The organism is Qipengyuania pacifica, from assembly GCF_019857205.1.
Taxonomy (GTDB): Bacteria; Pseudomonadota; Alphaproteobacteria; order Sphingomonadales; family Sphingomonadaceae; genus Qipengyuania; species Qipengyuania pacifica.
The window spans coordinates 29,953-54,438 of the sequence record NZ_JAHWXO010000001.1; the positions used below are offsets into that span (position 1 = coordinate 29,953).

Sequence of the window (24,486 nt, forward strand, 5' to 3'; positions counted from 1 at the left end):
GGCTGTCTTGATGGCGTAACATGGGATCGCGAACGAACGGCGATCCCGTGACCGCCGCCAAGAGAGACTTCATGCGTTCTGCCCTCGCCGCCCTGACTCCCGCTCTGCTACTGTCTGCCTCCGCGCTCGTGCCTCAGGCCGCAGCCGCGCAAGGCGGTGGCCCGGCGAAGACCCACGAGATTTCCTTCGTGGCGCTTGGCGATACCGGGTACATTCCCGCTTACGATACGCCAGACGACGATGATCCCCGTTTTCGCACGCTGGGTGAATATCTGGGCAACGAAGCGGCCGACTGGCTGGAGCACAATCGCGACCTCTCCGGCTTCCGCGCCACTCCTTGGCAATTCGAACCCGCCATCGGCGGCTTCGTGCCTGCCAGCGGAATGTACCCGGTCGCCATGGCTGCAGCGGAGGTGTGCAAGCGCGAGGATTGCGATTTCGGCGCGTTGATGGGCGACAATATCTATCCCGACGGGGCCACACTGGGCGCGGACGGCATTTCGGACGAGCGCCGCTTCCGCGAGATGCTGGATCAGCCCTTCGGCACCTTCGGTGAGGGCAAGGCGGGCTTCACGCTTTACGCCATGATGGGCAATCACGACTGGCACATCTCGCGCGAGGCGACCGAGGCACAGCTCGAATATCTGAAAGCCCATCCAGCGTTCACCATGCCCGACCTGTTTTACCGTGCGGTGCCGCAGGGTATGGAAGGCAAGCTCGAAATCTTCGTCGTCGATACCGAAATGCTGCTTGCCGGTACGCAGGTCCACAAGGACGATCTGGATGCCGAAGGTAACGAGATCCGGAACACGCCGCTGGAGGAATGGCCCGATTACGTCCGTGCGTCGAACGCGCGTGAGCGCAGCATGATCGAATGGCTGACTGCAGCGCTGCAATCCTCCACTGCCAAGTGGAAGATCGTGATGGGCCACCATGCGCTGTGGTCCAGCGGAGGCAGCAAGTATGAAAAGGCCCGCGCACTGCGCAAGCTGATGCTCGATCCGATCTGCCGTTATGCCGACGCCTATATCGCCGGAGACGACCATCTGATCGAAGCCTATACCGACGATTGTTCGACCGTATCGGGCGCGCCCGCCGAGCCTGTGCCGATGTTCGTTTCCGGCGCGGGATCGAAATACCGGCAGCAGCATGTCCCGTTTGCGGAAAAGCAAATCGCGGCCAATCCGCAGATGACCAATCTGTTCTCACGGGGCTCGACCTGGGGGTTCCTGCATGTCGGGATTGGCGCAGATACTCTCGACGCGACGCTCTATTCGACGCCGGCCGACCAGTCGGGTCGTCCGGTCGAAGAAGCGCGCTTCACCTTTCCCCACCGCAGTAAATAGCACCTTTGGACGGCTCGTTCGGCAGATGAACGGTGGCTGACCGATAATTCAGAGCGAGTTCAATGGCCTATCCCTAGACCTGATTCCAACGAACAGGAGAACCCGGGATGGGACTTACGAAACGAACAGCATTTGCCCTTGCCGCCACAACCACTCTGCTGGGTGCGTGCAGCACCGGCTATGGCGGCGGATATGGCATGGCGAGCGCCGGATATTACGGCGACTCCTATTACGACGACGGATATTACGGCTGGTACGACAACTTCTATTATCCCGGCACCGGATATTACGTTTACGACCGCCAGCGCCGTGCGCACCGCTGGAACGACCGGCAGCGCCAATACTGGCAGGCTCGCCGCGCTGCGATCCGCGATCAGCGCAATATCCGCGCCAACTGGAACAGGTGGGAACGCCGGGCGGAACGTCGCCGTGATGCTCGTCAGCATCAGCGCGCTGAACGACGCCGAGACTATCGCCAGCGCCAGCGCGCCGAAAGGCGCCGCGAGGTGCGGCAGGAACGCCGTGCGGCTCAACGCCGCGAAGTACGCCGCGACCGCCGTGAAGACGCCCGCCGCGAAGCCCGCAGGGATCGTCGTCAGGATGCGCGCCGCGATGCCCGCAGGGACCGGCGCCAGGATGCCCGGCGCGACGCTCGCCGCGACCGGCGGCAGGAAGCGCGGCGCGAAATTCGCCGCGACCGCCGACAGGATGCGCGTCGCGACCAGCGACGGGACAGGCGGGGCGAACGGCGCCGTACTCGGCCCAACTGATCGACGTCTTCGCTGATCACAGGAACATTTGCTCCTTTCGGGACGTCTCAATCCCGAAAGGAGTTTTTTTATGGCAATCGTAAAATCAGGCAGCGCGCGTTACGAGGGACTGGGCAAGGACGGCAAAGGCCACGTCAGCACTCAGTCGGGCGCGCTCGACAATCAACCCTACGGCTTTCAGACCCGGTTCGAGGACAAGGCCGGGACCAATCCCGAAGAACTGATCGCAGCGGCACATGCGAGCTGCTTCACCATGGCCCTGAGCTTCAAGCTGGCCGAAGCGGGACACACGGATGGATCCATTGAAACCGACGCCAAGGTATCGCTCGAGAAAGACGATGGTGGGTTCACCGTGACCAAGTCCGCCCTGTCGACCAAGGCCAAGGTGCCGGGCCTCGACAAGGCGAAGTTCGAGGAACTGGCCGCCGATGCCAAGGCGACCTGCCCGATCTCGAAACTGCTCGACACGGAAATCACGCTGGAAACCAGCTTCGAAGGCTGATCCCGCGCTTAGCAGGGATGCTTACACGGCGCTCCGGACCGTCGCTTCGGCGACCGGCTCGGGCGCCGTTTCTTCGCGCGGGATCCGCCCGAAGATCGGCCAGGCCAGCTGTTCGCCCAGCGACGTTGCCGGCAAATTCTCCACTCCGTAGCTGGTGGGGTACGTCCGGGTAATCCGCGCGGTGCCGAACAGGACATCCCAGAAGAACAGCAGATTGCCGTAATTGCCCTTGTAGTGGACGGCGGGATCGCTGGCGTGGCGGCCGTGATGGGCATGATGCGTGGCAGGCGTGGATATGGTCCGTTCGACCAGCCACATCACGGGCGACAGCCACGCGATGTGGTAAAGCGGCCGGTCCCAGGCAAGATCCGAATGGGCCCCGGTGATCACCGCCAGCTTGACCACGATATAGCCCGCATAGACCCAGCCCAGGCCGAGGTAGATCAGCACGCCCGACAGCCAGATGCCCGGCATCATGGCGTAGTAAAACAAATTGTTCCGGTAGACGAGCCGCACGCTCATGTAGCGCGCGTTGTGGTGCGGGCGGTGCAGATTGTAGAGCCACGGGAAAGTATGCGCCGCGCGGTGCCACCAGTATTGCATCAGATCGTCGAATATCAGGAACAGCGCGATGGCGGCAAAAACGTTCAGCCCGGCCAGCGCGCCTGCATATTGCGGCGCGACGAGCTTTGCGAGGGCAGCGGAAGCGAACAGGATCGCCGGCTGGGTCAGGCCGAGCAGCGCGATGATGCTGACCGCTTCGACAATCCCGTCGTCGCGGGTCTGTTCGGGCTTCGCAAACAGGTTCGAGCGCCACAGTTCGAGCAGCGCGAAGCCGAGATAGATGGCCAGGATGGCAAGGGTCGATGCGGACATGGGCTCTCTCCCGAGTTTTTTAGCTTTCTTGTCGATTGCCCTTCTAGCGTTTACCCGGATGCAAGAATGTCCAGATCTTTACATTTGGATGCGACTCGCCGGTCGCTGGTCACGCCGATGCTGTTTTCGGCGCTCGACCGCGGGTTGCAGGCGCATCTCGTGCGCATCTCGCAGCTGCGGGAATTTGCCGACGGGCAGATCATCCAGCAGCGCGGCGATGCCGCCGATGGCTTCTGGCTGATCGACGAGGGCGCGGTGCGCGTGGGGCAGTTCATGCCCGATGGCGAGTTTCGCGCCGTGGCGTTGCTGGGGCCGGGCGATTCCTATGGCGAGCTGGCGGTCTTCGCCGACAAGCCGCGGATCGTCGATGCCATATCGCGGGGCGACAGCCGGTTGCGGCTGATCGGGGCGCGGCCCTTTCTCGATGCGCTGGGTAATTATCCCGCGTCGAGCCGGGCGCTGCTGGGCGCGCTGTCGCAGCAGTTGCAGGATACGCTGTCGATCCTGGCGGGGCTGCGCCGCGGGACCAATCCGCAGCGGCTGGCGGGCATGCTCGCCACGATGGCGGGCGAAGCGGCCGGGCCGGCCAGCGTCACGATCACGCAGCAGGAACTGGCGGACCTTCTCGGCGTGACCCGCGCGACCGCCAACGCCGCGCTCGGCGATTTGCAGAAGCGCCGGTTGATCGAACGCGGTTACGGCACCATCCGCATTCCGGACCGGGATGCGCTGGCGGCCCATGCCATGCGCTAGTCCCCAGCCCCCGACACAAGTTCGAAGAGGCGGTCCACCGGCTGGCCGAGGGCGGCGGCGAATTTCAGGGCCACGATCACGGACGGCGAGAAGATGCCGTTCTCGACCGTGTTCACCGTCTTGCGGCTGACGCCCATTTCCTCGGCCAGCTCGGCCTGCGTCCAGCCCCGCTGCTCGCGGAACTGGCGCACGTGGTTCTCAAGCGTCTCCGGCATTGGTCACCATTTCCGCCACGCCGTAGGAGACGAAGGCGCAGCCCAGCCCCATGCTGACAATGATGTTTGCCGCGCGCTGGGCGTGGAGCGGTTCGAAGGGCGAGACTGCCCAGACCAGGAAGCCGGTGATCATCGCGGCGACGAAGCCGACGGTGATGCCGCGCTGGCGATTGGCTTTCGTGACCTCGTCATTGGCGAGGGTGCGGGCGCGTTTCGGGAGGAACCAGCCGCCGCCGGTAAGCAGCAGGCCGAGCATGATCAGCGCGAAGGCGAGCCACACGAAAATCTGCACCAGAGAATCGCTACCCCAGTCCCAGGAGAAGAAGATCCCCTGCTGCATCAGCAGTACCAGCAGCCCCAGGAAGGGAGCCATGATGGCGCGGGTCTGCGCGAAATTTTCGGCGGTTTCGTAATCGTCGGCCATGCTGAATTCCTCGATTCGCTTGTAACTCATAGGTTACATGTAACCTGTGGGTTACTTAGCTGTCAAGGCAGGCTCAGCGGGCCGGCTTCACCTCGGTCGCAGTGGCGCATACGCCGCCCTCTTCCTTGCTGCCGCCGAGCTGGGTGAGGACGAGAACCCCGCCGACCACCAGGAGCACGAAGACGGTGGTCACTATGCCGAGATACTTGTCGATCATACGTTTGATCGCGGCGCCGAACACGCGGAACAGTATGCCGACGGTCATGAAGATCAGCGCGCGGGCGAACAGGCTGGAGAGCACGAAGGTGACCAGGTTCATCCCGACGAAGCCGGCGGTGATGGTCAGCAGCTTGAACGGCACGGGCGTGGCGCCCGCGATCAGGATCGCTTCGAAATCATATTCGCGCAAATGGCAGGCCGCGACGGGAAAGGCATCGGTGAGGCCGAGAGCGCCGATGAGCCAGACGCCCACGCTGTCGTAAAGGCCCCAGCCGATCGCATAGCCGAGCAGCGCGCCTGCAACCGAAGCCAGCGTGCAGACGAGGGCGAACTTCACCGCCTTTTTCGGTTCGGCGAGGCACATCAGGCCCAGCAGCGGATGGGGCGGGATCGGGAAGAAAGAGGATTCGACGAAGGCGAACAGCGCCAGCCACCACACCGCATGCGGATGCGAGGCCTTGTCCATCGTCCAGTTGTAGAGCCCGCGCAGCATCGCTTCCCCATCCCGTCCTTGCGAGCGGCGCAGCCGCCCCCTCCACGATGGAGGAGGCCAAGCTCTAAGCGAGCCACCCCCTGTTGGCAATCGTCTGCGTAAGAACCTATTTGGTACTTTTGTATTGACATCGTAACGCTGTTTCGGTACATATACAGAACATCGCGATAGTGTGATTCGAACGGGCGGGGCCGGGTCTTGAACCAACCGGGCCACCGCCCTTTGTCGTGCCCGCTATCGCCGCAGACGGAGGGACAGATGAGCAAGGCGATGGACAGTATGGAAGGCCCGGCGTGGGCGGCCCGTTTTCTCGAGGCGCTGAAAGACGGCAATGGCGTGCGCGCCGCAGCCCGCGAAGCCGGTGTGACGGGGTCCACCCCCTATGACAGGAGGCGCAAGAACCAGGCATTCCGCGAGGCATGGGATGCGATCCAGCCGGTCGACGGGCGGAAGGCAAAAGCGCGCACGGCCCGCCCGATCGCCCCGCGCGATGCACAGCGGATCGAGCAATTCCTGCACGAACTGGCGGAAACATCGAATGTGGCGGCCGCCGCGGCGGTGGCGGGTCTTCCCGTGAACCGCATCTATCGCCTGCGCCGCACCGACCCGGACTTTGCCCGCCAGTGGTACGCCGCGCTGGCGGAAGGATACGACAATCTGGAGATGGAACTGCTGCATCACTTGCGCAGCGGGGAAACCCCCGGCGATGGCACGCCGCCGCGCAAATTCGACACCGCCATTGCCCTGCGCTGCCTGACCGCGCACCGCGAAAGCGTGGCGCGGGAAAAGGGCCGCCGCACGCTGGCCGACGAGGTTGCCACCATCGCATCGATCAATGCGAAGATCGACGATATGCGCGCCCGCAGCAAGGCGGGCGATGCCGCGGTGCGCAAGGCGCGCCGGGACGCGGCAAAGGCCCGCGGCAATGGCTAACCGGCGCAGCCTGTCCCGCGGAGGGTGGCTGCGGCGCCCGGGCGATGAGGCCGATGGCGAACGCGAGGAGCTGGCCCGCCGGCTGAAGCCGCACGAGCTGGCCGCGCTGGGCAGCTATTACTGGGAAGGCTGGGCCCGCGATGCGCAGCTACCGCCGAGCGAGGCCTGGCGCACCTGGCTGATCTGTGCCGGACGCGGTTTTGGCAAGACGCGGGCGGGGGCCGAATGGGTGCGCGACGTGGCCCGGCACGACGGTTCGGCACGCATCGCGCTGGTGGGCGCCAATCTGGCGGAAATCCGCAATGTCATGGTGGAAGGCGACAGCGGCGTACTGGCCGCATCGCCGGGTGCGCTGGCCCCGGAGTTCGAGCCGAGCCTGCGCCGGCTGACGTGGGAAAACGGCGCGATCGCCTGGCTCTATTCCGCCGGGGAGCCGGAAACGCTGCGCGGGCCGCAGCATAGCCATGCCTGGTGCGATGAAATAGCCAAATGGGATAATTCAAGCGAGCGGGCCATGTCTGCCTGGAACAATTTGCAACTGACGATGCGGCTGGGGGACGGCCCGCGCGTGGTCGCCACCACCACCCCGCGCCAGACCGCGCTGATGCGCCGGATCATGGCGGATGCGAAGGCAGGCAAGGTCGCCGTGGCGTGCGGCGGCACGCTGGACAATCGGGAAGTGCTGCCCGCCGATTACCTCGCCGCGATGGTCGAACAGTTCGAACAGAGCAATTTCGGGCGGCAGGAACTGGACGGGGAGATGATCGCCGCAGTCGAAGGCGCGCTGTGGAGCCGCGCGCTGATCGAACGATACCGGCACATGGACGCGGTACCGCAGGCACGGCGCGTCATCGTGGCGGTCGACCCACCGGCCAGTTCTTCCGGCGATGCCTGCGGGATCGTGGTGGCGATGCTGGGCGTGGACGGCACCGCCTATGTCAGGGCCGACTGTTCCGTGACGAATGCGACGCCCGAACGCTGGGCCCGCGCCGTAGCGGATGCGGCCCATGCCTGGCAGGCCGACCGCGTGGTGGCCGAAGCCAACCAGGGCGGACAGATGGTCGCCAGCGTGCTGCGCGCGGCCGATATCGCACTGCCGGTCAAGCTGGTCCACGCCAGCCGCGGCAAGACGGCGCGCGCCGAGCCGATCGCCGCGCTGTATGAAGCGGGACGCGTGCGCCACACCGGCCTGTTCGCCGCGCTGGAAGACGAGATGTGCGGATTGGTGGCAGGCGGCGGTTACGAAGGGCCGGGACGTTCGCCGGACCGGGCCGATGCGCTGGTTTGGGCGCTGACGGAACTGATGCTGGTGAAGCGCGCCGCGCCGCGGGTGCGGTGGATTTAGGGTGGGTGCGTTTACCGGATCGCTCTGCGGCCTTTTAGCCCCGGAACAAGTCCGGGGTGACGAGGGTGGATGACGTACCGGGTGACGCAAGAAGGACCGGTTTTCGCTTTCTGGTCACCCCGGACCTGTTCCGGGGTGGTGCTTACTTGTGGGGCAGCGGCGGGAAACCATGTTCTTCCGCAAGATCGATCCAGTCGGGGTTGTTCTGTTCGATGACGTTGAACTTCCACTGGCGGGGCCAGCGTTTGACCGTCTTTTCGCGAGCGATGGCATTCTCGATATCGTCATGCGCTTCGAACCACACGAGGCGTTTGATGTCGCGCTCGCTCGTGTAACCGCCGAAGGTGTCGGCGCGGTGCTGGTGAACCCGCGAAAGGAGATCTGACGTTACGCCGGTATAGAGCCGCCCGCGGTAATGACTGGCAAGGATGTAGACCGTCGGTTCGAACGTTCGCATCTTGGATTAGTGAAAGAAGCACCGCCCCGGAACAAGTCCGGGGTGACGAGTCCGGAACAAGTCCGGGGTGACGAGTCCGGAACAAGTCCGGGGTGACGAGGCCGGAACAAGTCCGGGGTGACGAGGCCGGAACACGTCCGGGGTGACGGAGCCGGGACGGGTCTGCGTTGCCCCGCCCTTACCCGCGGCCGCGGAGGGTGCGCAGTAGAGCTTTGAGGCCGGCGCCGAGGCGGCTTTCGTCCCTGGTGCGGTCTTCCTGGCGCTTGAGCTGGCGGGCCATGTGTTCGTGGCGGACCGCGCTTTCGCGCAGGCGGCGGGCGACGTCGGGATCGGTGTGTTCGGCGGCGAGGCGGCGGGCCTGCCGGGCGAGCTGGAGATAGTAGATTGCATCGCGGGGGGCGCCCGCGGCGCGGTCTTCCCCGCACTTGTCGGCGCGCACGAAAGCCAGGCCCGGACCGGGCTGGTGTGTGCCATCGAATCGAGATCGGTGCGCCATAGCCGTACCTTGTGACCCATTGCGGGGCCGCCCTCCATCGCGGACCCGTCACCGTACCAATTCCGCACAATTGTGGGCGGCGCCCGTGCTGCGCGGCCCCCGCATCCGGAGAACTACCATGAGCTTTCTCACCAGTCTCGTCTCCGCCTTCAAGGGCGGGGGCGGCGCCCGCGTGCCTGTGTCGCGCGGGTTCGTTTCGCCCTGGTCGCACTGGGGCGCGACCGCTTTCGATGGCGGGCCGCCGGGACGCAGCCCCTTCGATTATGCCCGCGAGGTGGCCGAGGCCTATCTTGCCAACCCCGTGGCGCAGCGCGCCGTGCGGATCGTGGCGGAAGGGGTCGGCAGCGCGCCGATCGCCTGCGCGGACGAACGGCTTTCGGCGCTGATCCGCTGTTCGTGCGGGGCGCAGCCGCTGCTGGAGGTGCTGGCCGCGCAATTGAGCCTGCATGGCAATGCCTATGTCCAGATCGTGAAGGACGGGAGCGGCGTGCCGGTGGACCTGTTTCCCCTGCGGCCCGAGCGCGTGCAGGTGGTGGCGGGCGAGGACGGGTGGCCCGCCGCCTATCGCTATATCCTGGCCGACCGGACGATCACCCTGCCGCTTGAGGACGAGGACGGGTGGCCGTGCGTCATCCATCTCAAGGGCTTTCACCCCACCGACGATCATTACGGCGCGGGATGCCTGGCCGCAGCCGCGCCCGCCGTGGCGATCCACAATGCGGCGAGCGAGTGGAACCGTGCGCTGCTGGCCAATGCCGCGCGGCCGAGCGGTGCGCTGGTTTACGACGGCGGCGATACGGGCGGGCTGACGGGCGAGCAGTTCGACCGGCTGAAGGCCGAGCTGCTGGCCGCCTATCAGGGTCACGGCAACGCCGGGCGACCGATGCTGCTGGAAGGCGGGCTGGACTGGAAGGCGATGAGCCTGAGCCCTGCGGACATGGATTTCGCCACGCTGAAGGCAGCGGCGGCGCGCGACATTGCGCTGGCGTTCGGCGTGCCGCCCATGCTGCTCGGCCTGCCGGGCGACAATACCTATGCCAATTACCGCGAGGCCAACCGGGCGCTGTGGCGGCTGACCCTGTTGCCGCTGGCGGGCAAGATCCTGGCCGGTCTGCATAGCGGGCTGGCGGACTGGTTTGCCGAGGCGCCGACTGTCGATCTGGACCGCGTGCCCGCGCTGGCGGAGGATCGCGAGCGGCTGTGGACGCAGGTCAGCGGGGCAAGTTTTCTAACCGATCTGGAAAAACGCGAGCTGTTGGGGCTGGCGACAATGGAGAGTGGCCGATGACGCGGGAAGACATGCTGGCGCGGCTGATCGCGCAGGCGGGCCATGAGGGCGGCGAGCTGATCACGCTGCGCGCCATCGTGGAGGAAGCGAGCGAACTGGGCGCGAACCGCGTGCTCGACCGGCTGGGCCTGGGCGATCCGTCGGCGCAGGAGGACATCGACGAATTGCGCGAATTGCTGGGCGCCTGGCGCGATGCCAAGGCCAGCGCGTGGAAGGCGGCCGTGGACTGGCTGGTCAAGGGCGTGCTGGCGCTGCTGCTGGTCGGCATCGCGGTGCGGCTGGGCGTGGGGGACATGCTGTCGTGACCCCGGAACAGATCCGGGGTGACATTCCGAAACAGGTCCGGGGTGACAGGGCGGCGCCGGTCCTGCGCATTGCGGGTTATGCGGCGTTGTTCGACCGGCCCGACGGTGCGCGCGATACGATCCGGCCCGGGGCATTCACGCGCACGCTGGCCGAACGCGAAGGGCGCTTTCCTCTATACTGGCAGCACCGGCCCGAGCGCCGCATCGGCTGGGTCGAGATGGCGGGCGAGGATGGGTGCGGGCTGCGGATCATTGCCAGCATCGACAATCCGGGCGGGCGCGCTGCCATGCTGCTGCGCCGGCGCGCGGTGAGCGGCCTGAGCTTCGGCTACCGTGCGCGGGCCTATCGCCACACGCCGCAAGGCCGCGAACTGGCCGAGATCGATCTGTTCGAGGTGAGCGTGGTGACGCATCCGCTGCAACACGGGGCGCGCGTGCATTTTTTATCTGCGCCCTCAAACGCCGGGCGCGAGCCGTCCGGCTCGCTTGGCTTCGCGGCATAAGCCGCGGCGGCCAGTCGGCCTTGCCTCGCCGGGGCTCGGAACTTTCTCCATTTTGCCACCTCGCGATTGATCCGGGCCGGAGGAGGTCCGGCAAGCACGGAAGTGCACCTTTGGTGCGCTGCCAAGGGCCACCCGCACGTGCGGCCGCAGCGGGTGCAGCTGGCTGCCCGTCCAGCGAGGACGAACCCGCGGATGCGGGTTCGAAACACCAAGAATCTACCCTGAGAAAAGGAACATCTGATGGACGTAACTACGCCTGACCAACCCACCGCTACCGCTACGCCCATCGACCCCGCCGAAGCGAGTTTCGACATCGTTGCGCGGCAGGAAAGCACCGAAGCCGCGGTGGCGGATCTGCGATCCGACCTCGACCGGGTGAAGGCGCGGATCGGGCGGGCGGCCCGCCCTGCCCTTGGCACCGGCGACGAGGCGGCGCCCGAAGTGAAGGGCTTTGTCGATGGCTATCTGCGCCGCGGTGCGACGCAGGAAATCAAGTCGATTACGGCGGGCGTGCCGGGCGATGGCGGCTATGCCGTGCCGCGCCAGATCGATGCGGCGATCGCCCGCCAGCTGACCGAGATCAGCCCGATCCGCGCCATCGCGCAGGTCGTGCAGACCGGCAGCGCGGATTATCGCAAGCTGGTGACGCTGGGCGGGACCGCGAGCGGCTGGGTGAGCGAGAGCGCCGGGCGGCCCGAAACCGCCACGCCCAATTTCAGCGAGATCGCGCCGCCGACGGGCGAGCTCTATGCCAATCCGGCGGCAAGCCAGGCGATGCTGGACGATGCGGGCTTCGACCTCGAAAGCTGGCTGGCGAGCGAGATCGGGCAGGAATTCGCGCGGGCGGAAGGCGCCGCCTTCGTCAACGGCAGCGGCGTGAACCAGCCGCGCGGGTTCCTGGCAGCACCCATGGCGGAGGAATTCGACGAAGATCGCCCCTTCGGCACGCTGCAGTATATCGCCAGCGGGGATGCGGGCGGCTTCGGCGCGGAGCCCGATGCGATGCTGATCGACCTCGTCCACTCGCTGAAGGCCGGGCACCGGCAGGGGGCGAACTTCGTGATGAATTCGGCCACGCTGGCCGAAGTGCGCAAGCTGAAGACGGCGAACGGCGCGTTCCTGTGGCAGCCGGGCATGGTGGACGGCCAGCCCGACCGCCTGCTGGGCTATCCCGTGGTCGAGGCGGAGGACATGCCCGATATCGCGGCGGGCACCTGCCCCATCGCCTTCGGCAATTTCCGTCACGGCTATCTGATCGCCGAACGCAGCGCGACGCAGGTGCTGCGCGATCCCTTCACCAACAAGCCCTTCGTCCATTTCTACGCCACCAAGCGCGTGGGCGGGCAGGTGCTGGATAGCAATGCGATCAAGCTGCTGAAGATCGCCGTGTGATCGCCCTCGCCCGCGCCGTGTCCCCTGCGGCGCGGGCACTCTTTCCTGACAATCGGGACGTGTTTTTCATGACACCAGACCTATCCGGCCAGGCTCTGGCCGACCTCAAGCAGTGGCTGGCGATCGGCGTTGCGGGCGAGGATGCGCTGCTGCTGCGCCTGCTCGACACGGCGTGGCAGATATGTGCGCGCTTTACCGGCCACGGCGCGGCCGAGTGGAATGCGCTCGACGAGACGCTGCGGCACGGGATCGTGCGCTTTGCCGCGCATCAATATCGCGAGCGGGACGAAGGCACGGCGCCCCTGCCCGCAGCCATCGCGGCGCTGTGGCGGCCGTACCGGCCGGTGCGGCTGTGACCTTCGCCGACCTGGCCGAGCGGCTGACCCGCCGCGCCGCGGCACTTGCACGGCGGCGCGGGCGTGGCTGGTGGCACCGCGCCGACCTGCTGTGGCCCCTCTTCGCCAAGGGAGAACGGTAGATGGAAACCGCCCTGCGCAGCGCGATCGCCGGCTGGCTGGCGAGCGATCCGGTCCTGTCCGAGCGCGTGAACGCCATCGCCGAGGAAGCCCCGGCGGCGGCCAGCCCGCCTGCCATCGCCATTGCCGCCAGCGCCAGCACCGACTGGTCGACCAAAACCGCCACGGGGCGCGAGGTGCGTCTGGCGCTGGAGCTGGTCGGGCGCGGGGACGATCCCGCCGAAACCGCAGCCCTTGCCGGCCGCATCGAACAGCGCATCGCCACGCTGGCCCCGCAGCAGGCGGGTTTCCGCGTGGTGGTGACCCGCTTCCTGCGCAGCCGCGTGGAGCGCCGACGGCGCAATGGCCGCGCGGTGCTGCTGGAATTCGCCTTCAAACTCATCGCAACGGAGTAATCGACATGACAGCCCAGAAAGGGGCGGCCTTCCTGCTGAAAATCGGCAGTGGCGGCGCGCCCGTTATATACGAGGCCGTCGCGGGCCTCAGGACCACGCAAATGAGCGTGAACGGCGACACGGTGGTCGTCACGCACAAGGAAAGCGGCGGCTGGCGCGAGCTGCTGTCGGGCGCGGGGACGCGGTCGGTTTCTGTATCCGCCAGCGGGATTTTCCTGGGATCGGATGCCGAGCACGCGATCCGCAACCACGCACTGGCCGGAACCATCGACCAGTACGAGCTGAGTTTCGAGGACGGCGCGAAGATGCGCGGCCGCTTCCTCGTACAGCGACTGGACTATGCGGGCGATTTCAATGGCGAGCGGACCTATTCGGTGCAGCTCGAAAGCTCCGGACCGGTTGTGCCGTCATGAGCAATGCGGCGAGAGGCGAAGCGGCGCTGACGATCAACGGGAGGGCCTGTCTGCTGCGGCCGAGTTTCGATGCGCTGGTACAGGCGGAGGAGGAACTGGGTCCGCTGTTCGATCTGGTGGAGCGTGCAGGCGAAGGCAAGCTGCGCCTTACCGATATGGCGGCGCTGTTCTGGTATTGCTTGGCCGAACGCGGGGATCTGACGCGGGACGCCGTGGGCGAAGCGGTCGTCGCACAAGGCCTGGCCGCATCGACGAAACCGCTGCGGATATTGCTGGGCGAAATCCTGAAGGGACGGGTGTGACGTCGCCCACCCGCGATCCCACCCACAAGCGGGGGCGAAGTTGGTGAGCAAGCCCTTCACCAAGGGGGCGCTTCGGCTGGCGGGGCTGGCGGCTACGCATCTGGGGTGGAGGCCCGGTACGTTCTGGCATGCCACACCGTCAGAGCTTGCCGCCTGCCTTTCCGCGCCCGCGCCTGCCTTTCCGCGCCCGCGCCTGCCGGAAGCCCGCCCACACGCGCCGAGGTTGCCGCGCTGATCGAAAGGGATGCCCATGGATGACGAGATCGAGGAAATGATCGTGGCGGTTCGCGCGGATACGCAGGCCTTCGGAGCGGACATGCGCGCCATGCGAAGCACATTCGATGCAACCCTGCTGGACGGCTTCGACCGCGCGGGAACGGTGTTGGAACGAGGGTTGCTGTCCGCGATCCGCAAAGGCAGCGTCGGCTTCGACGATCTGCAACGCGTAGCGGCGCGCGCGCTCGACCAGATTGCCGCGCAGGCGCTGCGGCTGGGCCTGGACGAAGTATTCGGCGGCGGCGGTAGCGGCGGCGGATTTGCCGGCTTGATCGGTACTGCGGCCGGGGCGCTGTTCGGCCTGCCCGGCCGTGCGACCGGCGGGACCGTTTCGCCGCAGCGACCCTATCTGGTCGGCGAGCGGGGGCCCGAACTGTTCGTGCCCGCCAGCGCGGGTCGGGTGGAAGCGAATGCGGGCACCGGCACGAGCCGCGACGTAAAGGTTTCGATCGCCATCGCCGCACCGCGCGGCACCCCTGCGCCGGTAGCGATGCAGCGCAGCGCGCGGCAGGTCGCGAGCGCGGTTCGCCGGGCCCTGGGCACTTAGCCTTCGGCAACGGACACCCTCCCCCAAACGAGACGCACTGCCCCGGACCATGTCCGGGATGACGGCACGCATTTCACAGGAGTTTCGCAATGAGTTTCTGGCTTGCCCGCAAACGCAGCGGGCAACATTCCGATCATATCCAGCGGTTCGATCCGCGGTTCTGGACGGTCAATTTCCCGCGACCGATGATGGCGAGTGTCGTCACCACCGCGGCCGACGCGCTGCGGGTGGAGTGCAGCTTCCACCACGAGGGCGAGCTGGCCGGACTTATCTGGGAGAGCGAGGATACGCTCGACCACCCGCTGCTGGCGTATGAAACGCGGTCCGATTACGCACATTGCGTGCTGCGTTTTCGCTGGCGCAGCGGCGCGGTGCTGGCGCTGGACGTGCCGCATGGTCCGACGCTGACGATCGAGGGCCGCGATGCAGAAGGCAGGAAACGGGCCTGGTATGTGCGCCTGTGGAACTATGCCAACGGTTCGCCGACCGATGCGCAGATCGAGCTGCGGTTTTCCGAACTGGAATCGGGTTTTTCCCTGCCCGGCGAGGCGATCCATCCGCATGATATCGAGCGCATGTTCATCAGCCTGGCCCCGCAGGGCTATGTCGAGGGTAGCGAGGCAGTGTTGCCGACACGCGTGGATGGCTGGGCCGAAATGTCCGCCATAGGGTGCGAAGGCGCAGGCGCCATGCTGGCCATCGGCGACGTGCTGATCCCCGCGCATGGCGAGCAGATCGCCACCGCCTATGACGACAGTTTCAACCAGACCCCCGCACGACTGCTACGCAGCGCCGAAGGCCTCGGCTACCGCGGACGGATCGTCCATTATGTAGGGATGAGCCATTTTTTCCGGCTCGAGCCGCTGGGCGGCGGACATTACGTGAGCCTTGCCGGCGGAGTGTTGAACGAACCCTGCGCGGCCTGGCACCGATCCTTTGCCGAACAAGCGAAGATCCGCGATTTCGACGTGATCTGGTCGCTATCCTACGAATTGTTCGACGCGCATTGCTGGAACGACTGGAAGCAGCGCGCGCATGACGGATCGCCCGCGCTGACCGGGTGGGAACCGCCATCGACCCTGTTGTCGCCCGCGCATGAGGGCGCGATGAGCTATCTGCGGCAGGTCGCAAACGCCTTCGTTGCGATTGCGCAGGCCGCGGGCCTTCCGGTGCTGTTCCAAATCGGCGAGCCGTGGTGGTGGGTCCAGCCTGACAGCGGCGCGCCCTGCCTGTACGATAATGCGACGCGGGCCGCGCTGGGCGGATCGCCTGCGATAATCGCGGATATGCGTGCGCCCATCGACGAAGCGCAGCGCAATGTGCTGGACGCAGCGGGCGCATTGCTGGCCCAGTCGACCGCCGCGCTGGCGCAATCCGTGCGCGATGCGGCAGGCGGCGCGGCGGAAATCCTGCTGCTGGCCTTTACGCCGACCGTGCTGAACCCGAGCATGCCGGAACTTTACCGCGCGAACCTGCCCACGGGCTGGGCATGGCCCGCCTTCGACCGGCTGCAGCTGGAAGATTACGACTGGCTGACGGACGGGGCCGATGCCGAACGGCGGCGCGGCATCGCCTTTGTTACCCAGCGGCTCGGCTATCCGGTCGCCCGGCAGGATTACATGGCCGGTTTCGTGCTGCTGGCAGAGGATGCCGAAACCTACTGGCCACGGATCGACGCCGCGCTGGACGAGGCGCGCGAGCGCGGCGTGACGCAGCGGTTCGTCTGGGCGATGCCGCAGATTTCGCGCGACGGTTACACCCGCCTGCCCCCACCCGGAGAAGACACAATGATCCCGTTCGACGATGTCGCCTATCCGCTTACGCTGGGCCGGGACGCGGCGGCGAGCCCTGAATTTTCGACCTCTGTCGCGGTGACCGCATCGGGGCACGAATATCGCAATGCGCTGTGGTCCGATGCCCGGATGCGATACGATGTCGGTCCGGGGATAAGGTCCGAAGCGGAACTGGGCACGCTGATCGCCTTCTTTCGCGCGAGATACGGCCCTGCCCGCGGTTTTCGCCTGCGCGATCCTTTCGATTTCAGTTCCGCCGCGATGACCGGCACGCCGACGGCCAGCGATCAGCGCATAGGAACGGGCGACGGCATGGCCAGCCGGTTCCGGCTGGTGAAGAATTACGGCGGGCAGCAGCGCCGGATCACCCGCCCGCAACCCGGCAGCATACGCATTGCCGTGGGCGCTGTGGAGACTGCGGCATGGCGATACGAGACAGGCGGCTGGATCGTGTTCGACAGCGCGCCGGCAGCGGGCGCGCCGATCACGGCTGGCTATCTGTTCGATGTGCCGGTGCGCTTTGCCGAGGACCGGCTGGACGTCAGCGGCGTGTCCTTTGCCGCAGGCGAGGCGCCTTCCGTTGCGCTGATCGAGATACGCGAGGCCGCATGAGACGCGCGTTCTTTGCAAGCGAGCTCGATACGACGGCAAGCTGGTGGCGCATCTATCGCTGCGACGGCGTTACGCTGGGCTTTACCACGCACGACCGCGATCTGTGGTTCGACGGCATCGTCCACCGCGCCGGACCGGGCATGCTGCCATCGGCCATTCGCGTGACATCGGGGTTCGAAGGCGATCCCGGCGATATCGAAGGCGCATTAAGCCATGCGAGCGTGACGGCGGCCGATCTGGCCGGTGGCCGCTTCGATGCAGCGGAAGTCGAATGTGGCGTGGTCGATTGGGAGACGCTGGAACGCGCATCGCTTTATTCAGGGTCCATCGCGGGCGTCACCAGCGAGGGGGCGGGGTTCCGCGCCGAACTGGAATCGGCGAAGGCGCGACTGGCGCATGACCCGATCCCGGTGACCGGCCCGACTTGCCGGGCACGGTTCTGCGGCCCGGGCTGCGGATTGAACCCGGCAGCGTTCGAAAAGCGTGTGCGCGTGACGGCGATCGACCGGGACACGCAGACCTTGCGCGTCGATCTGGCCGATGCATCGGCCTATCGCTTCGGGAGCCTGCGCTGGATGGATGGCCCCGCCAACGGGCTTTCAGCGCGGATCGTCGACACGGACGGGCCGGTACTGATGCTGGCGGGACGGATCGACCCCGACTGGTCGCCGGGCCTGCGGGTACAATTGCGCGAGGGCTGCGACCGGACCGTGGCCACCTGCGCCGCCCGCTTCGACAATGCCGTGAACTTTCAGGGTGAGCCGTTCCTGCCGGGCAACGACATGCTGGCGCAATATCCGGTCGCCCGATGAGCCTGTGCGGCGACGCGCTCGCCCAGGCGGCACAAAACCTGATCGGGTCCCCTTTTCGCCTGCACGGACGCAACCGGGAAACCGGGCTCGATTGTATCGGGGTGGTAGGGGCCGCGCTGGCCGATTGCGGACTGCAGGTGCGCTGGCCGGAGGGGTACCGGTTGCGCAATAGCGGCATCGCGCGGTGGCTGCAGTTTGCCGGGATTAACGGGCTGCAAAGCTGCACCGGCAATATCCGGCGCGGCGATGTCCTGCTGACCCGGCCCGGCCCGGCGCAGCACCACCTTCTCATCGCGCTGGGGGCCGACGGCTTCGTCCACGCCCATGCAGGGCTGCGGCGGGTCGTCTGCCAGCAGCTTGTCACCCTTGATCCTCTGCTCGCGCAGTGGCGGATCGATCCCGATCAGGAGCAGACATGGCAACTCTAGTTCTCGGCGCCTTCGGGACGCTGGTGGGCGGCCCGCTGGGCGGCGCCATCGGTGCGACGCTGGGCCGCAGTCTCGATGCGGGCATCATCGGTTCGCCACGCCGCGAAGGCCCGCGGCTGAAGGAGCTGGCGGTGAGCACGTCGAGCTATGGCAGCGCCATCCCCGCGCTATACGGCAGGGTCCGCGTGCCCGGCACGATTATCTGGGCGAGCGACCTGAGCGAAAGGCGCGAATCCAGCGGGGGCGGCAAGGGCCGGCCTGCAACGACGCGTTACGCCTATTCCGTATCGCTCGCCGTGGCGCTGTCGAGCCGGCCGATCGACGGCGTGGGCCGTATCTGGGCGGATGGCAATCTGCTGCGCGGTGCGGCAGGCGACCTCAAGACCGGAGGGGTGCTGCGCATTCATACCGGCCATGCCGACCAGTTGCCCGATCCGCTGATGGCCGCCAGCATCGGTGCGCGATGTCCTGCCTATCGCGGCTGCGCCTACGCCGTGTTCGAGGATCTGGCGCTGGAAGATTTCGGCAACCGCATACCGGCGATCAGCTTCGAAGTGTTCGCCGGAACGGCGCAGGCGGTGGTGGAAGACATTGCGCGGCAGGCCAGCATGGAGTGCGAGGGAACCGGGTTTCCCGAACTTGGCGGCTTCGTACACGAGGGCGGCGGGCTGGTAGCGGTACTGTCGCAGGTGAAGGGCCTGCGACCCATACATGCCGCAATGCGCGACGGGTATGTCATCGTCGCAGGGGATATGGCGCCGGAGGACGTGCCGATGCTGCCGCCCGCCGTGGCCGCACCGGACGGCGAGTTCGGGCGCGCGAGCGGTACGGCGCTGTCGCGTCGGCAGGGCGCATCGCAAGGGGCCAGCTTGCTGCGCTATTACGATCCGACCCGCGATTACCAGCCTGGACTGCAGCGATCCGAAGGCGAGGATGGGGGCGGAACTATGGAGTTTCCCGGCGTCTTTCAGCCTGAAGCCGCACGATCTCTTCTGGCAGGAGCGGCAAGGCGGGAATGGCTGCGCGGCGAAAGGCTGGCGTGGCGGACGAACCGGATCGACCCGGCGCTGGGCCCCGGCAGCATCGTGCGGGCACCCGGTCATCCTGGGCTGTGGCAGATCACCGCCTGGGAATGGCGCGACACGGGAATCGAGCTGGACCTCGCCCGCTACGCACCCGCGGTAGGGGCCAGCCAGCCAGCGGATGGCGGCGCGGCCTGGTCGCCGCCCGATCGCTTGCCGGTCGAAACGCGGCTGCGCGCCTTCGAACTGCCGTGGGACGGCACGGGGCAGAGCAGCGTGCCGCAACGCTTTGCCGCGGTGAGCGCGCCAGCGGGGCGCTGGGGCGGCGCGATGCTGTATCGCGAGAGCGCCGACACGCTGGTGCCGATCGGGCACAGCGGCCCGCAGCGCGCCGTGGGCGGGATATTGGCGGAAGCCCTGCCGCCCAGCCCCGGTCTGCGGTTCGACGCGACTGCGCGAGTGAGGGTGCGGCTGGACGATTACGAAGCGGCATTGGAACCGGCCGGGCTCGATGCGATTGCGCGGGGATCGAACCGCCTGCTGATCGGCGGGGAGATCGTGCAGTTCGCGCAGTGCCAGCTCGAAGGTAACGGGATCTGGCAGCTCTGCGGGCTGCTACGGGGCCGCGGCGGAACCGAGATCGAGGCGCTGGCAGGGCATGAGCCGGGTGCACCGGTCACGCTTCTCGACGATCGGCTGGTTCCGCTTCCCGCGAATCCATATCTGGGCGATGGCGACCGGATCGCGGCGATCGGAGCGGGAGACGACGCGCCCGTTCTGGCCGAATTCGAGAACAGCGGCCGGACGTGCCGCCCCCTGCTGCCAGTGCATCCGCGCAGCGAGCAGGATGCGCTCGGCAATTTGGCCTTGCGCTGGACGCGCCGGGCGCGTGGCGGCTGGAGCTGGCCTGACGGGGTCGAACAGCCGCTGGTCGAACAGGATGAACTGTATGAAGTGGGGCTGGGCGACCCGGATCGACCCGTCCGAATATGGACGACGGCCGGACCGCAGCTGGTCCTCGAAGCGGGCGAGATCGCCGCGCTCGGCGAATCATACGAGGGCGCGGCCCTGTGGGTCCGGCAGAAGGGCAGCTTTGCAGTTTCGCCTCCACTGCATCTCATTTCTCTATCAACTTTGGCTGAAAGGAAGATGCCATGACCACGCCCGTTTCTTTCGACGCGACCACTCCCCGCCATGCGCTTGCCATGCTGGTTCCCGGCCAGGCGCAGAAAGAATTATCCGTCAACGAGACCTTCGCGCGGATCGATGCGCTGCTGCATCCCGCCGTGGAGGGTGAGGCGACAACACCGGCTCAGAATCCCACCGCGGGCGAATGCTGGATCGTGGCGCAACCAGCCAGCGGCGCATGGCAGGGGCATGAGGGAGACCTCGCCTGCTGGGATGGCACCCAATGGACGCTCTGTACTGCGATCGAAGGCATGCAGGTGTTCGATCGATCGGAAAGTAGCCGGATGGTTTATGCGGGCGGATGGAACCGGGTCGAGCGGCTGTCGCCTCCCTCGGGAGGGGGAGTTGTCGATGTCGAGGCACGGGCTGCGATCGAGGCAATTATCGACATCTTTGCAACACTATCGATCTTTCCACGAGCCTGATGGGAACCCGATCCGGGCGTCGCCGTTCGGCACAATACGGAAGGGGTCCAAATTCCCGGAACTCATTCTTACAATAAGGGAAAGCGGCAATATTGTCACAGTTCCCACCTATTGTTTACTTGCCACCTAGGGGCCTGAAAGATAGATATGTTCCACTCGGTGGCTCCAATTTCGCAAAAAGGGGAAATTATAATGCGCAAACTCGTCATAGGAATGGCGATGGCCTCTACGGCCTTTGCATCGCCAGCCCTGGCAAAAGATGACACTTGGTACGTTGAACTCAACGCCGGTGGTATGATTGTCGAAGATATCGACAACCTTTCGGGTTCCAATGAAGTCGGCACGCTCGACACCAAGATCGGTTACGACGTCGGCGGCATCGTCGGTTACGACTTCGGCCCGTTCCGTCTGGAAGCCGAAGCCAGCTTCCGCCGTGCTGAAGAAAAGGGTTACGTTGATAACAATGTATCGCTCGACAACTCGCAGGTTGGTGGCGGTGCTGAAGCTCTGAGCTTCATGATCAACGGCCTGGTAGACTTCGGTCCCGATGACGGCCTGCAGGGCTTCGTCGGCGGTGGTGCCGGTGTTGGCCGCGTCAAGGTTGGCGTGCTGACTGCATTCCCGTCGATCGACATCGTCGACAGCGACACGGGCTTCGCATGGCAGGCACTCGCCGGCGTGCGCGCACCGATCAACGACAACGTCGACATCGGTCTGAAGTATCGCTTCTACAACCAGTTCGGCAACGACTTGGTGGCATTCGACGGCCGCGACGCCCGCGTCGGTTTCCGTTCGCACTCGCTGATGGCAACGCTGGCTTACAACTTCGGCGAACCGGCAGCTCCGCCGCCGCCTCCGCCGCCGCCGCCGCCGCCGCCTCCCCCGCCGCCTCCGCCCCCGCCGCCGCCGGCGCCGGTCTGCGAGACGGGTCCGTACATCGTCTTCTTCAACTGGGACAAGTCGGACATCACTCCGGAAGCAGCGACCATCCTCGACAACGCCGTGTCGGCTTACGCAGACTGCGGTACGGCAGCAATCATGCTCGCCGGCTACACCGACCGTTCGGGTTCGGCGACCTACAACATGGGTCTCGCAGAACGTCGTAACGCTTCGGTCCGTGGTTACCTGACCTCGCGCGGTGTGCCTGATGGCCGCATCACCAGCGAAGCGTTCGGTGAAGCCAACCCGCGCGTCCCGACTGCTGACGGTGTCCGCGAGCTGCAGAACCGCCGCGTCGAAATCACTTACGGTCCGGGTTCGGGCATGTAAGCGACTGGCATTAGCCAAATTCGAGAAGGGCCCGGAGCAATCCGGGCCCTTTTTCGTTGCATGGTAAGATCCCTGTTCGAACCGAGAGGACTTCCATGAATAAACTGTTCCTGCTGCCGCCCATCACAGCCATCGCCCTTGCCGGTTGCACGACGATGGACGACCTTCCCACTGAACGTGTTGGAGAGACGACGCTGCTGTTCGCCAACGGCACGCCTGCCGGAACCGTTCAACTGTTGAGCAGCGGCCAGACCGTGACGGTCGCCGTCGCTGCCGTGGGCATGTCACCCGGTGAACATGGCTTTCACCTTCACACTACGGGCAGCTGCACCGCGCCCGATTTCACGAGTGCAGGCGGCCATCTCAACCCCGGCAATAACACACACGGATCAATGTCCCCCGGCGGTCAGCATCTTGGCGATATGCCCAATCTTACAATTGCAGCGAACGGCACCGGACGCGCAGAAGTGCAACTTGAAGGTAACGCCACTGATGTTCTGGCTGACATCTTCGATGCCGATGGTACTGCCGTTGTCGTCCATGAAGGACCCGATGACTACCGCACCGACCCAGCGGGCGACGCCGGATCACGGATAGCATGCGGCGTTATGAAAAGGGTCTAAACCTCTTCGCCAGCGTCACGTGCACGTTCGACCACGGTGGCTGCAGCCTGAGGCACAAGCTTCAGCGCAGCCACCAGCAGGATGAAACCGAATGGCGCGGCGACAAAGGTGGATAGCACCCCTAGAGAAAGATCGTCTTCATTGGTGGCCGATACATAGCCAGCCATGAAGGGGCCGAGGCCTAGGCCGATTAGCGTCGTCGCAAGGAAGAACGTCGCTGTGGCAAGACCGCGCATGCGCGGAAGCACGAGAGCCTGGCTTGAGGCGGCCGCAGCGCCGAGCGCGGAAGCGCTGAGCAATTGGGCAAGAAAAGCGCCCACGTAGAAGACAGCCACGTCCGAGGTCGTATATGCAACCCACATGGCAGGCAGGGGCATTACGAGCCCGAACAAGATCACCCAAACGCGTCCTTCGGGGCGCCGTTCCAGGAGATAGTCCGCCATGCGTCCGCCAAGGATGACCCCGAGAAATCCGGCAACGGCCCCAGGGGCCCCGAGAAACCAGCCCAATTCCGTCTTGTCGGCCCCAAGTGCCCGTTCAGCATAAGGCGCGCCCCAATAGGACGCCGCATAGGCCATGAAGGCGACCGTGCCGTATCCCAGAATTACGCAGAGAAATGCCGGTGAACCCCAGGTCAGGCGATAGGTGGGAAGGTCGCGCGCGCGCAGCCCCATCGTCCAGCTGAATACAGCATAATACCCCACGCCGAGGAACAGCCACTGCTCGAAGACGCCGGTCCAAAGCCACAGTGCCCAAGCCACCGCCGCAAAAAAGGCAGCGCCGCATAAATTGACGACCAGCGCACCGGTCCCGCGTGCCGCCGCCCCGAATACGGTGAATGGCGGGATGACCTGAAAAAGTTCACGTACGAAGCCGCGAAAGGGTTCGGGATCTTCCGGAGTCGGGAGGCCATCGATCGCGCCGCGGACCGGCTCTCGCAAGGTCAGAACCCATAGTGCCAGCACCAGACCGGGAATGCCGACCGCGAGAAACGCGGCCTGCCATCCGACCAGGCCAAGCGGACCGCCGCCCGGATAGGCTGCATTCCAGTTTTCGACGATCAGCCCGCCGATGAGAAGCGAAATGCCCCCGCCGATGTAAAGGCCCGAGGAATATATCGCCAGTGCAGTCGCGCGCAGGCGAGCGGGAAACCAGTCGGAAATCAGCGAATAAGCCGACGGGCTGGCTGTGGCTTCGCCCACCCCGACACCGATACGCGCCACGGTGAGTGTAGTCGCATTTTTCGCAAATCCGGACAGCGCCGTCATGGTGGACCACAGCGCAAGACCCAAACTCATCAGGCGGACGCGTTTCCAGCTATCGGCCAGCTTGCCTAGCGGGATGCCGAACAGGGCGTAGAATACCGCAAACGCCGTGCCATACAGAAAGCCGAGATAATCGTCCTCGACCCCGAGATCGGCCTTGATATCGTTGGCAAGGATCGAAAGGATCTGCCGGTCGATGAAGTTCAGAACATAGATGAGAACGAGGACGCCCAAGGCATACCAGCTATAGGCAGGTACCTTGTCCGGGCCGCTGCCTGCCGCCTCTCCCTTGATCGGGGCGGCGTCCTTTAGTTCTGTCAAAT

30 protein-coding genes are annotated in these 24,486 nt (G+C 65.8%); 23 read left to right on the plus strand and 7 right to left on the minus strand.

Features of this window, described 5'->3' with window-relative positions; translation table 11 throughout:
- The first annotated feature begins 71 nt into the window (after window positions 1-71).
- From KYK83_RS00175 to KYK83_RS00185, 3 genes are all read left to right on the plus strand, one after another.
- Window positions 72-1,346, plus strand: coding sequence for a metallophosphoesterase (locus KYK83_RS00175; RefSeq protein ID WP_222826788.1), 1,275 nt, complete (start codon window positions 72-74; stop codon window positions 1,344-1,346).
- A gap of 107 nt (window positions 1,347-1,453) precedes the next feature.
- Window positions 1,454-2,116, plus strand: coding sequence for a hypothetical protein (locus KYK83_RS17130; protein WP_248284168.1), 663 nt, complete (start codon window positions 1,454-1,456; stop codon window positions 2,114-2,116).
- 70 nt (window positions 2,117-2,186) lie between these two features.
- Entirely contained in the window at window positions 2,187-2,618 is a 432-nt protein-coding gene (locus KYK83_RS00185) for an OsmC family protein (RefSeq protein WP_221596977.1), read from the plus strand.
- 21 nt (window positions 2,619-2,639) lie between these two features.
- On the opposite strand, the gene KYK83_RS00190 is transcribed toward KYK83_RS00185, so the two are convergent.
- Complete coding sequence (locus tag KYK83_RS00190) at window positions 2,640-3,494, minus strand: sterol desaturase family protein (RefSeq protein ID WP_222826789.1); 855 nt, start codon at window positions 3,492-3,494, stop codon at window positions 2,640-2,642.
- Between the two features lie 66 nt (window positions 3,495-3,560).
- On the opposite strand from KYK83_RS00190, the gene KYK83_RS00195 reads away from it, so the two are divergent.
- The gene (locus KYK83_RS00195) at window positions 3,561-4,247 is read left to right on the plus strand and encodes a Crp/Fnr family transcriptional regulator (RefSeq protein WP_222826790.1); all 687 of its coding nucleotides are present in this window, start codon (window positions 3,561-3,563) and stop codon (window positions 4,245-4,247) included.
- On the opposite strand, the gene KYK83_RS00200 is transcribed toward KYK83_RS00195, so the two are convergent.
- Genes KYK83_RS00200 through KYK83_RS00210 form a run of 3 tightly spaced genes read right to left on the minus strand, consistent with a single transcriptional unit; the run spans window position 4,244 to window position 5,598 of the window.
- Complete coding sequence (locus KYK83_RS00200) at window positions 4,244-4,462, minus strand: helix-turn-helix transcriptional regulator (RefSeq protein ID WP_222826791.1); 219 nt, start codon at window positions 4,460-4,462, stop codon at window positions 4,244-4,246. The genes KYK83_RS00195 and KYK83_RS00200 overlap by 4 nt on opposite strands.
- Window positions 4,446-4,916 carry a hypothetical protein gene (locus tag KYK83_RS00205; RefSeq protein ID WP_222826792.1) on the minus strand — a complete coding sequence of 157 codons (471 nt, stop codon included), beginning with the start codon at window positions 4,914-4,916 and terminating at the stop codon, window positions 4,446-4,448. The genes KYK83_RS00200 and KYK83_RS00205 overlap by 17 nt, the downstream gene beginning before the upstream one ends.
- Before the next feature lie 43 nt (window positions 4,917-4,959).
- Complete coding sequence (locus KYK83_RS00210; protein WP_222826793.1) at window positions 4,960-5,598, minus strand: YqaA family protein; 639 nt, start codon at window positions 5,596-5,598, stop codon at window positions 4,960-4,962.
- 258 nt (window positions 5,599-5,856) lie between these two features.
- Here KYK83_RS00210 and KYK83_RS00215 point away from each other — a divergent pair, with 258 nt between their 5' ends.
- Together KYK83_RS00215 and KYK83_RS00220 are read left to right on the plus strand one after the other, a co-directional pair.
- Window positions 5,857-6,531, plus strand: a complete 675-nt coding sequence (locus KYK83_RS00215) for a hypothetical protein (protein ID WP_248284169.1) — start codon at window positions 5,857-5,859, stop codon at window positions 6,529-6,531.
- Entirely contained in the window at window positions 6,524-7,876 is a 1,353-nt protein-coding gene (locus KYK83_RS00220) for a DNA-packaging protein (protein WP_222826794.1), read from the plus strand. Before KYK83_RS00215 ends, KYK83_RS00220 begins: the two co-directional genes overlap by 8 nt.
- Window positions 7,877-8,018: 142 nt before the next feature.
- On the opposite strand, the gene KYK83_RS00225 is transcribed toward KYK83_RS00220, so the two are convergent.
- Both KYK83_RS00225 and KYK83_RS00230 read right to left on the minus strand, forming a co-directional pair.
- The gene (locus tag KYK83_RS00225; RefSeq protein WP_222826795.1) at window positions 8,019-8,333 is read right to left on the minus strand and encodes a GIY-YIG nuclease family protein; all 315 of its coding nucleotides are present in this window, start codon (window positions 8,331-8,333) and stop codon (window positions 8,019-8,021) included.
- 178 nt (window positions 8,334-8,511) lie between these two features.
- Window positions 8,512-8,772 carry a hypothetical protein gene (locus tag KYK83_RS00230; RefSeq protein WP_103023058.1) on the minus strand — a complete coding sequence of 87 codons (261 nt, stop codon included), beginning with the start codon at window positions 8,770-8,772 and terminating at the stop codon, window positions 8,512-8,514.
- Window positions 8,773-8,947: 175 nt separating this feature from the next.
- Here KYK83_RS00230 and KYK83_RS00235 point away from each other — a divergent pair, with 175 nt between their 5' ends.
- From KYK83_RS00235 to KYK83_RS00315, 17 genes are all read left to right on the plus strand, one after another.
- Entirely contained in the window at window positions 8,948-10,117 is a 1,170-nt protein-coding gene (locus KYK83_RS00235) for a phage portal protein (RefSeq protein ID WP_222826796.1), read from the plus strand.
- Window positions 10,114-10,422 (plus strand): DUF6127 family protein, encoded by a 309-nt coding sequence (locus KYK83_RS00240; RefSeq protein WP_103022777.1) that lies wholly within the window; start codon window positions 10,114-10,116, stop codon window positions 10,420-10,422. Before KYK83_RS00235 ends, KYK83_RS00240 begins: the two co-directional genes overlap by 4 nt.
- Window positions 10,419-10,925: an HK97 family phage prohead protease gene (locus tag KYK83_RS00245; RefSeq protein ID WP_346729391.1), complete on the plus strand. Its 507-nt coding sequence runs from the start codon at window positions 10,419-10,421 to the stop codon at window positions 10,923-10,925. Before KYK83_RS00240 ends, KYK83_RS00245 begins: the two co-directional genes overlap by 4 nt.
- A gap of 240 nt (window positions 10,926-11,165) precedes the next feature.
- Window positions 11,166-12,317, plus strand: a complete 1,152-nt coding sequence (locus tag KYK83_RS00250) for a phage major capsid protein (RefSeq protein ID WP_222826797.1) — start codon at window positions 11,166-11,168, stop codon at window positions 12,315-12,317.
- On the plus strand, window positions 12,314-12,673 hold the full coding sequence (locus KYK83_RS00255; RefSeq protein WP_346729392.1) for a head-tail connector protein: 360 nt from the start codon (window positions 12,314-12,316) through the stop codon (window positions 12,671-12,673). Before KYK83_RS00250 ends, KYK83_RS00255 begins: the two co-directional genes overlap by 4 nt.
- Window positions 12,674-12,795: 122 nt before the next feature.
- Window positions 12,796-13,188 (plus strand): tail completion protein gp17, encoded by a 393-nt coding sequence (gp17, locus tag KYK83_RS00260; protein WP_222826798.1) that lies wholly within the window; start codon window positions 12,796-12,798, stop codon window positions 13,186-13,188.
- 5 nt (window positions 13,189-13,193) lie between these two features.
- Window positions 13,194-13,601, plus strand: coding sequence for a phage major tail protein, TP901-1 family (locus tag KYK83_RS00265; RefSeq protein ID WP_222826799.1), 408 nt, complete (start codon window positions 13,194-13,196; stop codon window positions 13,599-13,601).
- A complete protein-coding gene (locus KYK83_RS00270) occupies window positions 13,598-13,903 on the plus strand; it encodes a gene transfer agent family protein (protein ID WP_222826800.1) in 306 nt (101 codons plus the stop codon). Before KYK83_RS00265 ends, KYK83_RS00270 begins: the two co-directional genes overlap by 4 nt.
- A gap of 43 nt (window positions 13,904-13,946) precedes the next feature.
- The gene (locus tag KYK83_RS17580; RefSeq protein ID WP_222826801.1) at window positions 13,947-14,138 is read left to right on the plus strand and encodes a phage tail assembly chaperone; all 192 of its coding nucleotides are present in this window, start codon (window positions 13,947-13,949) and stop codon (window positions 14,136-14,138) included.
- Between the two features lie 15 nt (window positions 14,139-14,153).
- Complete coding sequence (locus KYK83_RS00280; RefSeq protein ID WP_222826802.1) at window positions 14,154-14,726, plus strand: tail tape measure protein; 573 nt, start codon at window positions 14,154-14,156, stop codon at window positions 14,724-14,726.
- Window positions 14,727-14,815: 89 nt separating this feature from the next.
- Window positions 14,816-17,131, plus strand: a complete 2,316-nt coding sequence (locus KYK83_RS00285) for a DUF2460 domain-containing protein (protein WP_222826803.1) — start codon at window positions 14,816-14,818, stop codon at window positions 17,129-17,131.
- The gene (locus KYK83_RS00290; RefSeq protein ID WP_222826804.1) at window positions 17,128-17,943 is read left to right on the plus strand and encodes a DUF2163 domain-containing protein; all 816 of its coding nucleotides are present in this window, start codon (window positions 17,128-17,130) and stop codon (window positions 17,941-17,943) included. The genes KYK83_RS00285 and KYK83_RS00290 overlap by 4 nt, the downstream gene beginning before the upstream one ends.
- Window positions 17,940-18,371, plus strand: a complete 432-nt coding sequence (locus KYK83_RS00295; RefSeq protein ID WP_222826805.1) for an NlpC/P60 family protein — start codon at window positions 17,940-17,942, stop codon at window positions 18,369-18,371. The genes KYK83_RS00290 and KYK83_RS00295 overlap by 4 nt, the downstream gene beginning before the upstream one ends.
- Entirely contained in the window at window positions 18,359-20,551 is a 2,193-nt protein-coding gene (locus tag KYK83_RS00300) for a phage tail protein (RefSeq protein ID WP_222826806.1), read from the plus strand. Before KYK83_RS00295 ends, KYK83_RS00300 begins: the two co-directional genes overlap by 13 nt.
- Entirely contained in the window at window positions 20,548-21,006 is a 459-nt protein-coding gene (locus KYK83_RS00305) for a DUF2793 domain-containing protein (protein WP_222826807.1), read from the plus strand. The genes KYK83_RS00300 and KYK83_RS00305 overlap by 4 nt, the downstream gene beginning before the upstream one ends.
- Before the next feature lie 192 nt (window positions 21,007-21,198).
- A complete protein-coding gene (locus KYK83_RS00310) occupies window positions 21,199-22,275 on the plus strand; it encodes an OmpA family protein (RefSeq protein ID WP_103022766.1) in 1,077 nt (358 codons plus the stop codon).
- 95 nt (window positions 22,276-22,370) lie between these two features.
- Window positions 22,371-22,898: a superoxide dismutase family protein gene (locus KYK83_RS00315; RefSeq protein WP_222826808.1), complete on the plus strand. Its 528-nt coding sequence runs from the start codon at window positions 22,371-22,373 to the stop codon at window positions 22,896-22,898.
- On the opposite strand, the gene KYK83_RS00320 is transcribed toward KYK83_RS00315, so the two are convergent.
- Window positions 22,895-24,484 carry an MFS transporter gene (locus tag KYK83_RS00320; protein WP_248284170.1) on the minus strand — a complete coding sequence of 530 codons (1,590 nt, stop codon included), beginning with the start codon at window positions 24,482-24,484 and terminating at the stop codon, window positions 22,895-22,897. The genes KYK83_RS00315 and KYK83_RS00320 overlap by 4 nt on opposite strands.
- Between the last annotated feature and the right edge of the window lie 2 nt (window positions 24,485-24,486).

Bases quoted from the DNA above. Each gene is read 5' to 3' on its own strand.
- KYK83_RS00175 (WP_222826788.1), top strand. From the start codon at position 72: ATGCGTTCTGCCCTCGCCGCCCTGACTCCCGCTCTGCTACTGTCTGCC.
- KYK83_RS17130 (WP_248284168.1), top strand. From the start codon at position 1,454: ATGGGACTTACGAAACGAACAGCATTTGCCCTTGCCGCCACAACCACT.
- KYK83_RS00185 (WP_221596977.1), top strand. From the start codon at position 2,187: ATGGCAATCGTAAAATCAGGCAGCGCGCGTTACGAGGGACTGGGCAAG.
- KYK83_RS00190 (WP_222826789.1), bottom strand. From the start codon at position 3,494: ATGTCCGCATCGACCCTTGCCATCCTGGCCATCTATCTCGGCTTCGCG.
- KYK83_RS00195 (WP_222826790.1), top strand. From the start codon at position 3,561: ATGTCCAGATCTTTACATTTGGATGCGACTCGCCGGTCGCTGGTCACG.
- KYK83_RS00200 (WP_222826791.1), bottom strand. From the start codon at position 4,462: ATGCCGGAGACGCTTGAGAACCACGTGCGCCAGTTCCGCGAGCAGCGG.
- KYK83_RS00205 (WP_222826792.1), bottom strand. From the start codon at position 4,916: ATGAGTTACAAGCGAATCGAGGAATTCAGCATGGCCGACGATTACGAA.
- KYK83_RS00210 (WP_222826793.1), bottom strand. From the start codon at position 5,598: ATGCTGCGCGGGCTCTACAACTGGACGATGGACAAGGCCTCGCATCCG.
- KYK83_RS00215 (WP_248284169.1), top strand. From the start codon at position 5,857: ATGAGCAAGGCGATGGACAGTATGGAAGGCCCGGCGTGGGCGGCCCGT.
- KYK83_RS00220 (WP_222826794.1), top strand. From the start codon at position 6,524: ATGGCTAACCGGCGCAGCCTGTCCCGCGGAGGGTGGCTGCGGCGCCCG.
- KYK83_RS00225 (WP_222826795.1), bottom strand. From the start codon at position 8,333: ATGCGAACGTTCGAACCGACGGTCTACATCCTTGCCAGTCATTACCGC.
- KYK83_RS00235 (WP_222826796.1), top strand. From the start codon at position 8,948: ATGAGCTTTCTCACCAGTCTCGTCTCCGCCTTCAAGGGCGGGGGCGGC.
- KYK83_RS00240 (WP_103022777.1), top strand. From the start codon at position 10,114: ATGACGCGGGAAGACATGCTGGCGCGGCTGATCGCGCAGGCGGGCCAT.
- KYK83_RS00250 (WP_222826797.1), top strand. From the start codon at position 11,166: ATGGACGTAACTACGCCTGACCAACCCACCGCTACCGCTACGCCCATC.
- gp17 (WP_222826798.1), top strand. From the start codon at position 12,796: ATGGAAACCGCCCTGCGCAGCGCGATCGCCGGCTGGCTGGCGAGCGAT.
- KYK83_RS00265 (WP_222826799.1), top strand. From the start codon at position 13,194: ATGACAGCCCAGAAAGGGGCGGCCTTCCTGCTGAAAATCGGCAGTGGC.
- KYK83_RS00270 (WP_222826800.1), top strand. From the start codon at position 13,598: ATGAGCAATGCGGCGAGAGGCGAAGCGGCGCTGACGATCAACGGGAGG.
- KYK83_RS00280 (WP_222826802.1), top strand. From the start codon at position 14,154: ATGGATGACGAGATCGAGGAAATGATCGTGGCGGTTCGCGCGGATACG.
- KYK83_RS00285 (WP_222826803.1), top strand. From the start codon at position 14,816: ATGAGTTTCTGGCTTGCCCGCAAACGCAGCGGGCAACATTCCGATCAT.
- KYK83_RS00290 (WP_222826804.1), top strand. From the start codon at position 17,128: ATGAGACGCGCGTTCTTTGCAAGCGAGCTCGATACGACGGCAAGCTGG.
- KYK83_RS00295 (WP_222826805.1), top strand. From the start codon at position 17,940: ATGAGCCTGTGCGGCGACGCGCTCGCCCAGGCGGCACAAAACCTGATC.
- KYK83_RS00300 (WP_222826806.1), top strand. From the start codon at position 18,359: ATGGCAACTCTAGTTCTCGGCGCCTTCGGGACGCTGGTGGGCGGCCCG.
- KYK83_RS00305 (WP_222826807.1), top strand. From the start codon at position 20,548: ATGACCACGCCCGTTTCTTTCGACGCGACCACTCCCCGCCATGCGCTT.
- KYK83_RS00310 (WP_103022766.1), top strand. From the start codon at position 21,199: ATGCGCAAACTCGTCATAGGAATGGCGATGGCCTCTACGGCCTTTGCA.
- KYK83_RS00315 (WP_222826808.1), top strand. From the start codon at position 22,371: ATGAATAAACTGTTCCTGCTGCCGCCCATCACAGCCATCGCCCTTGCC.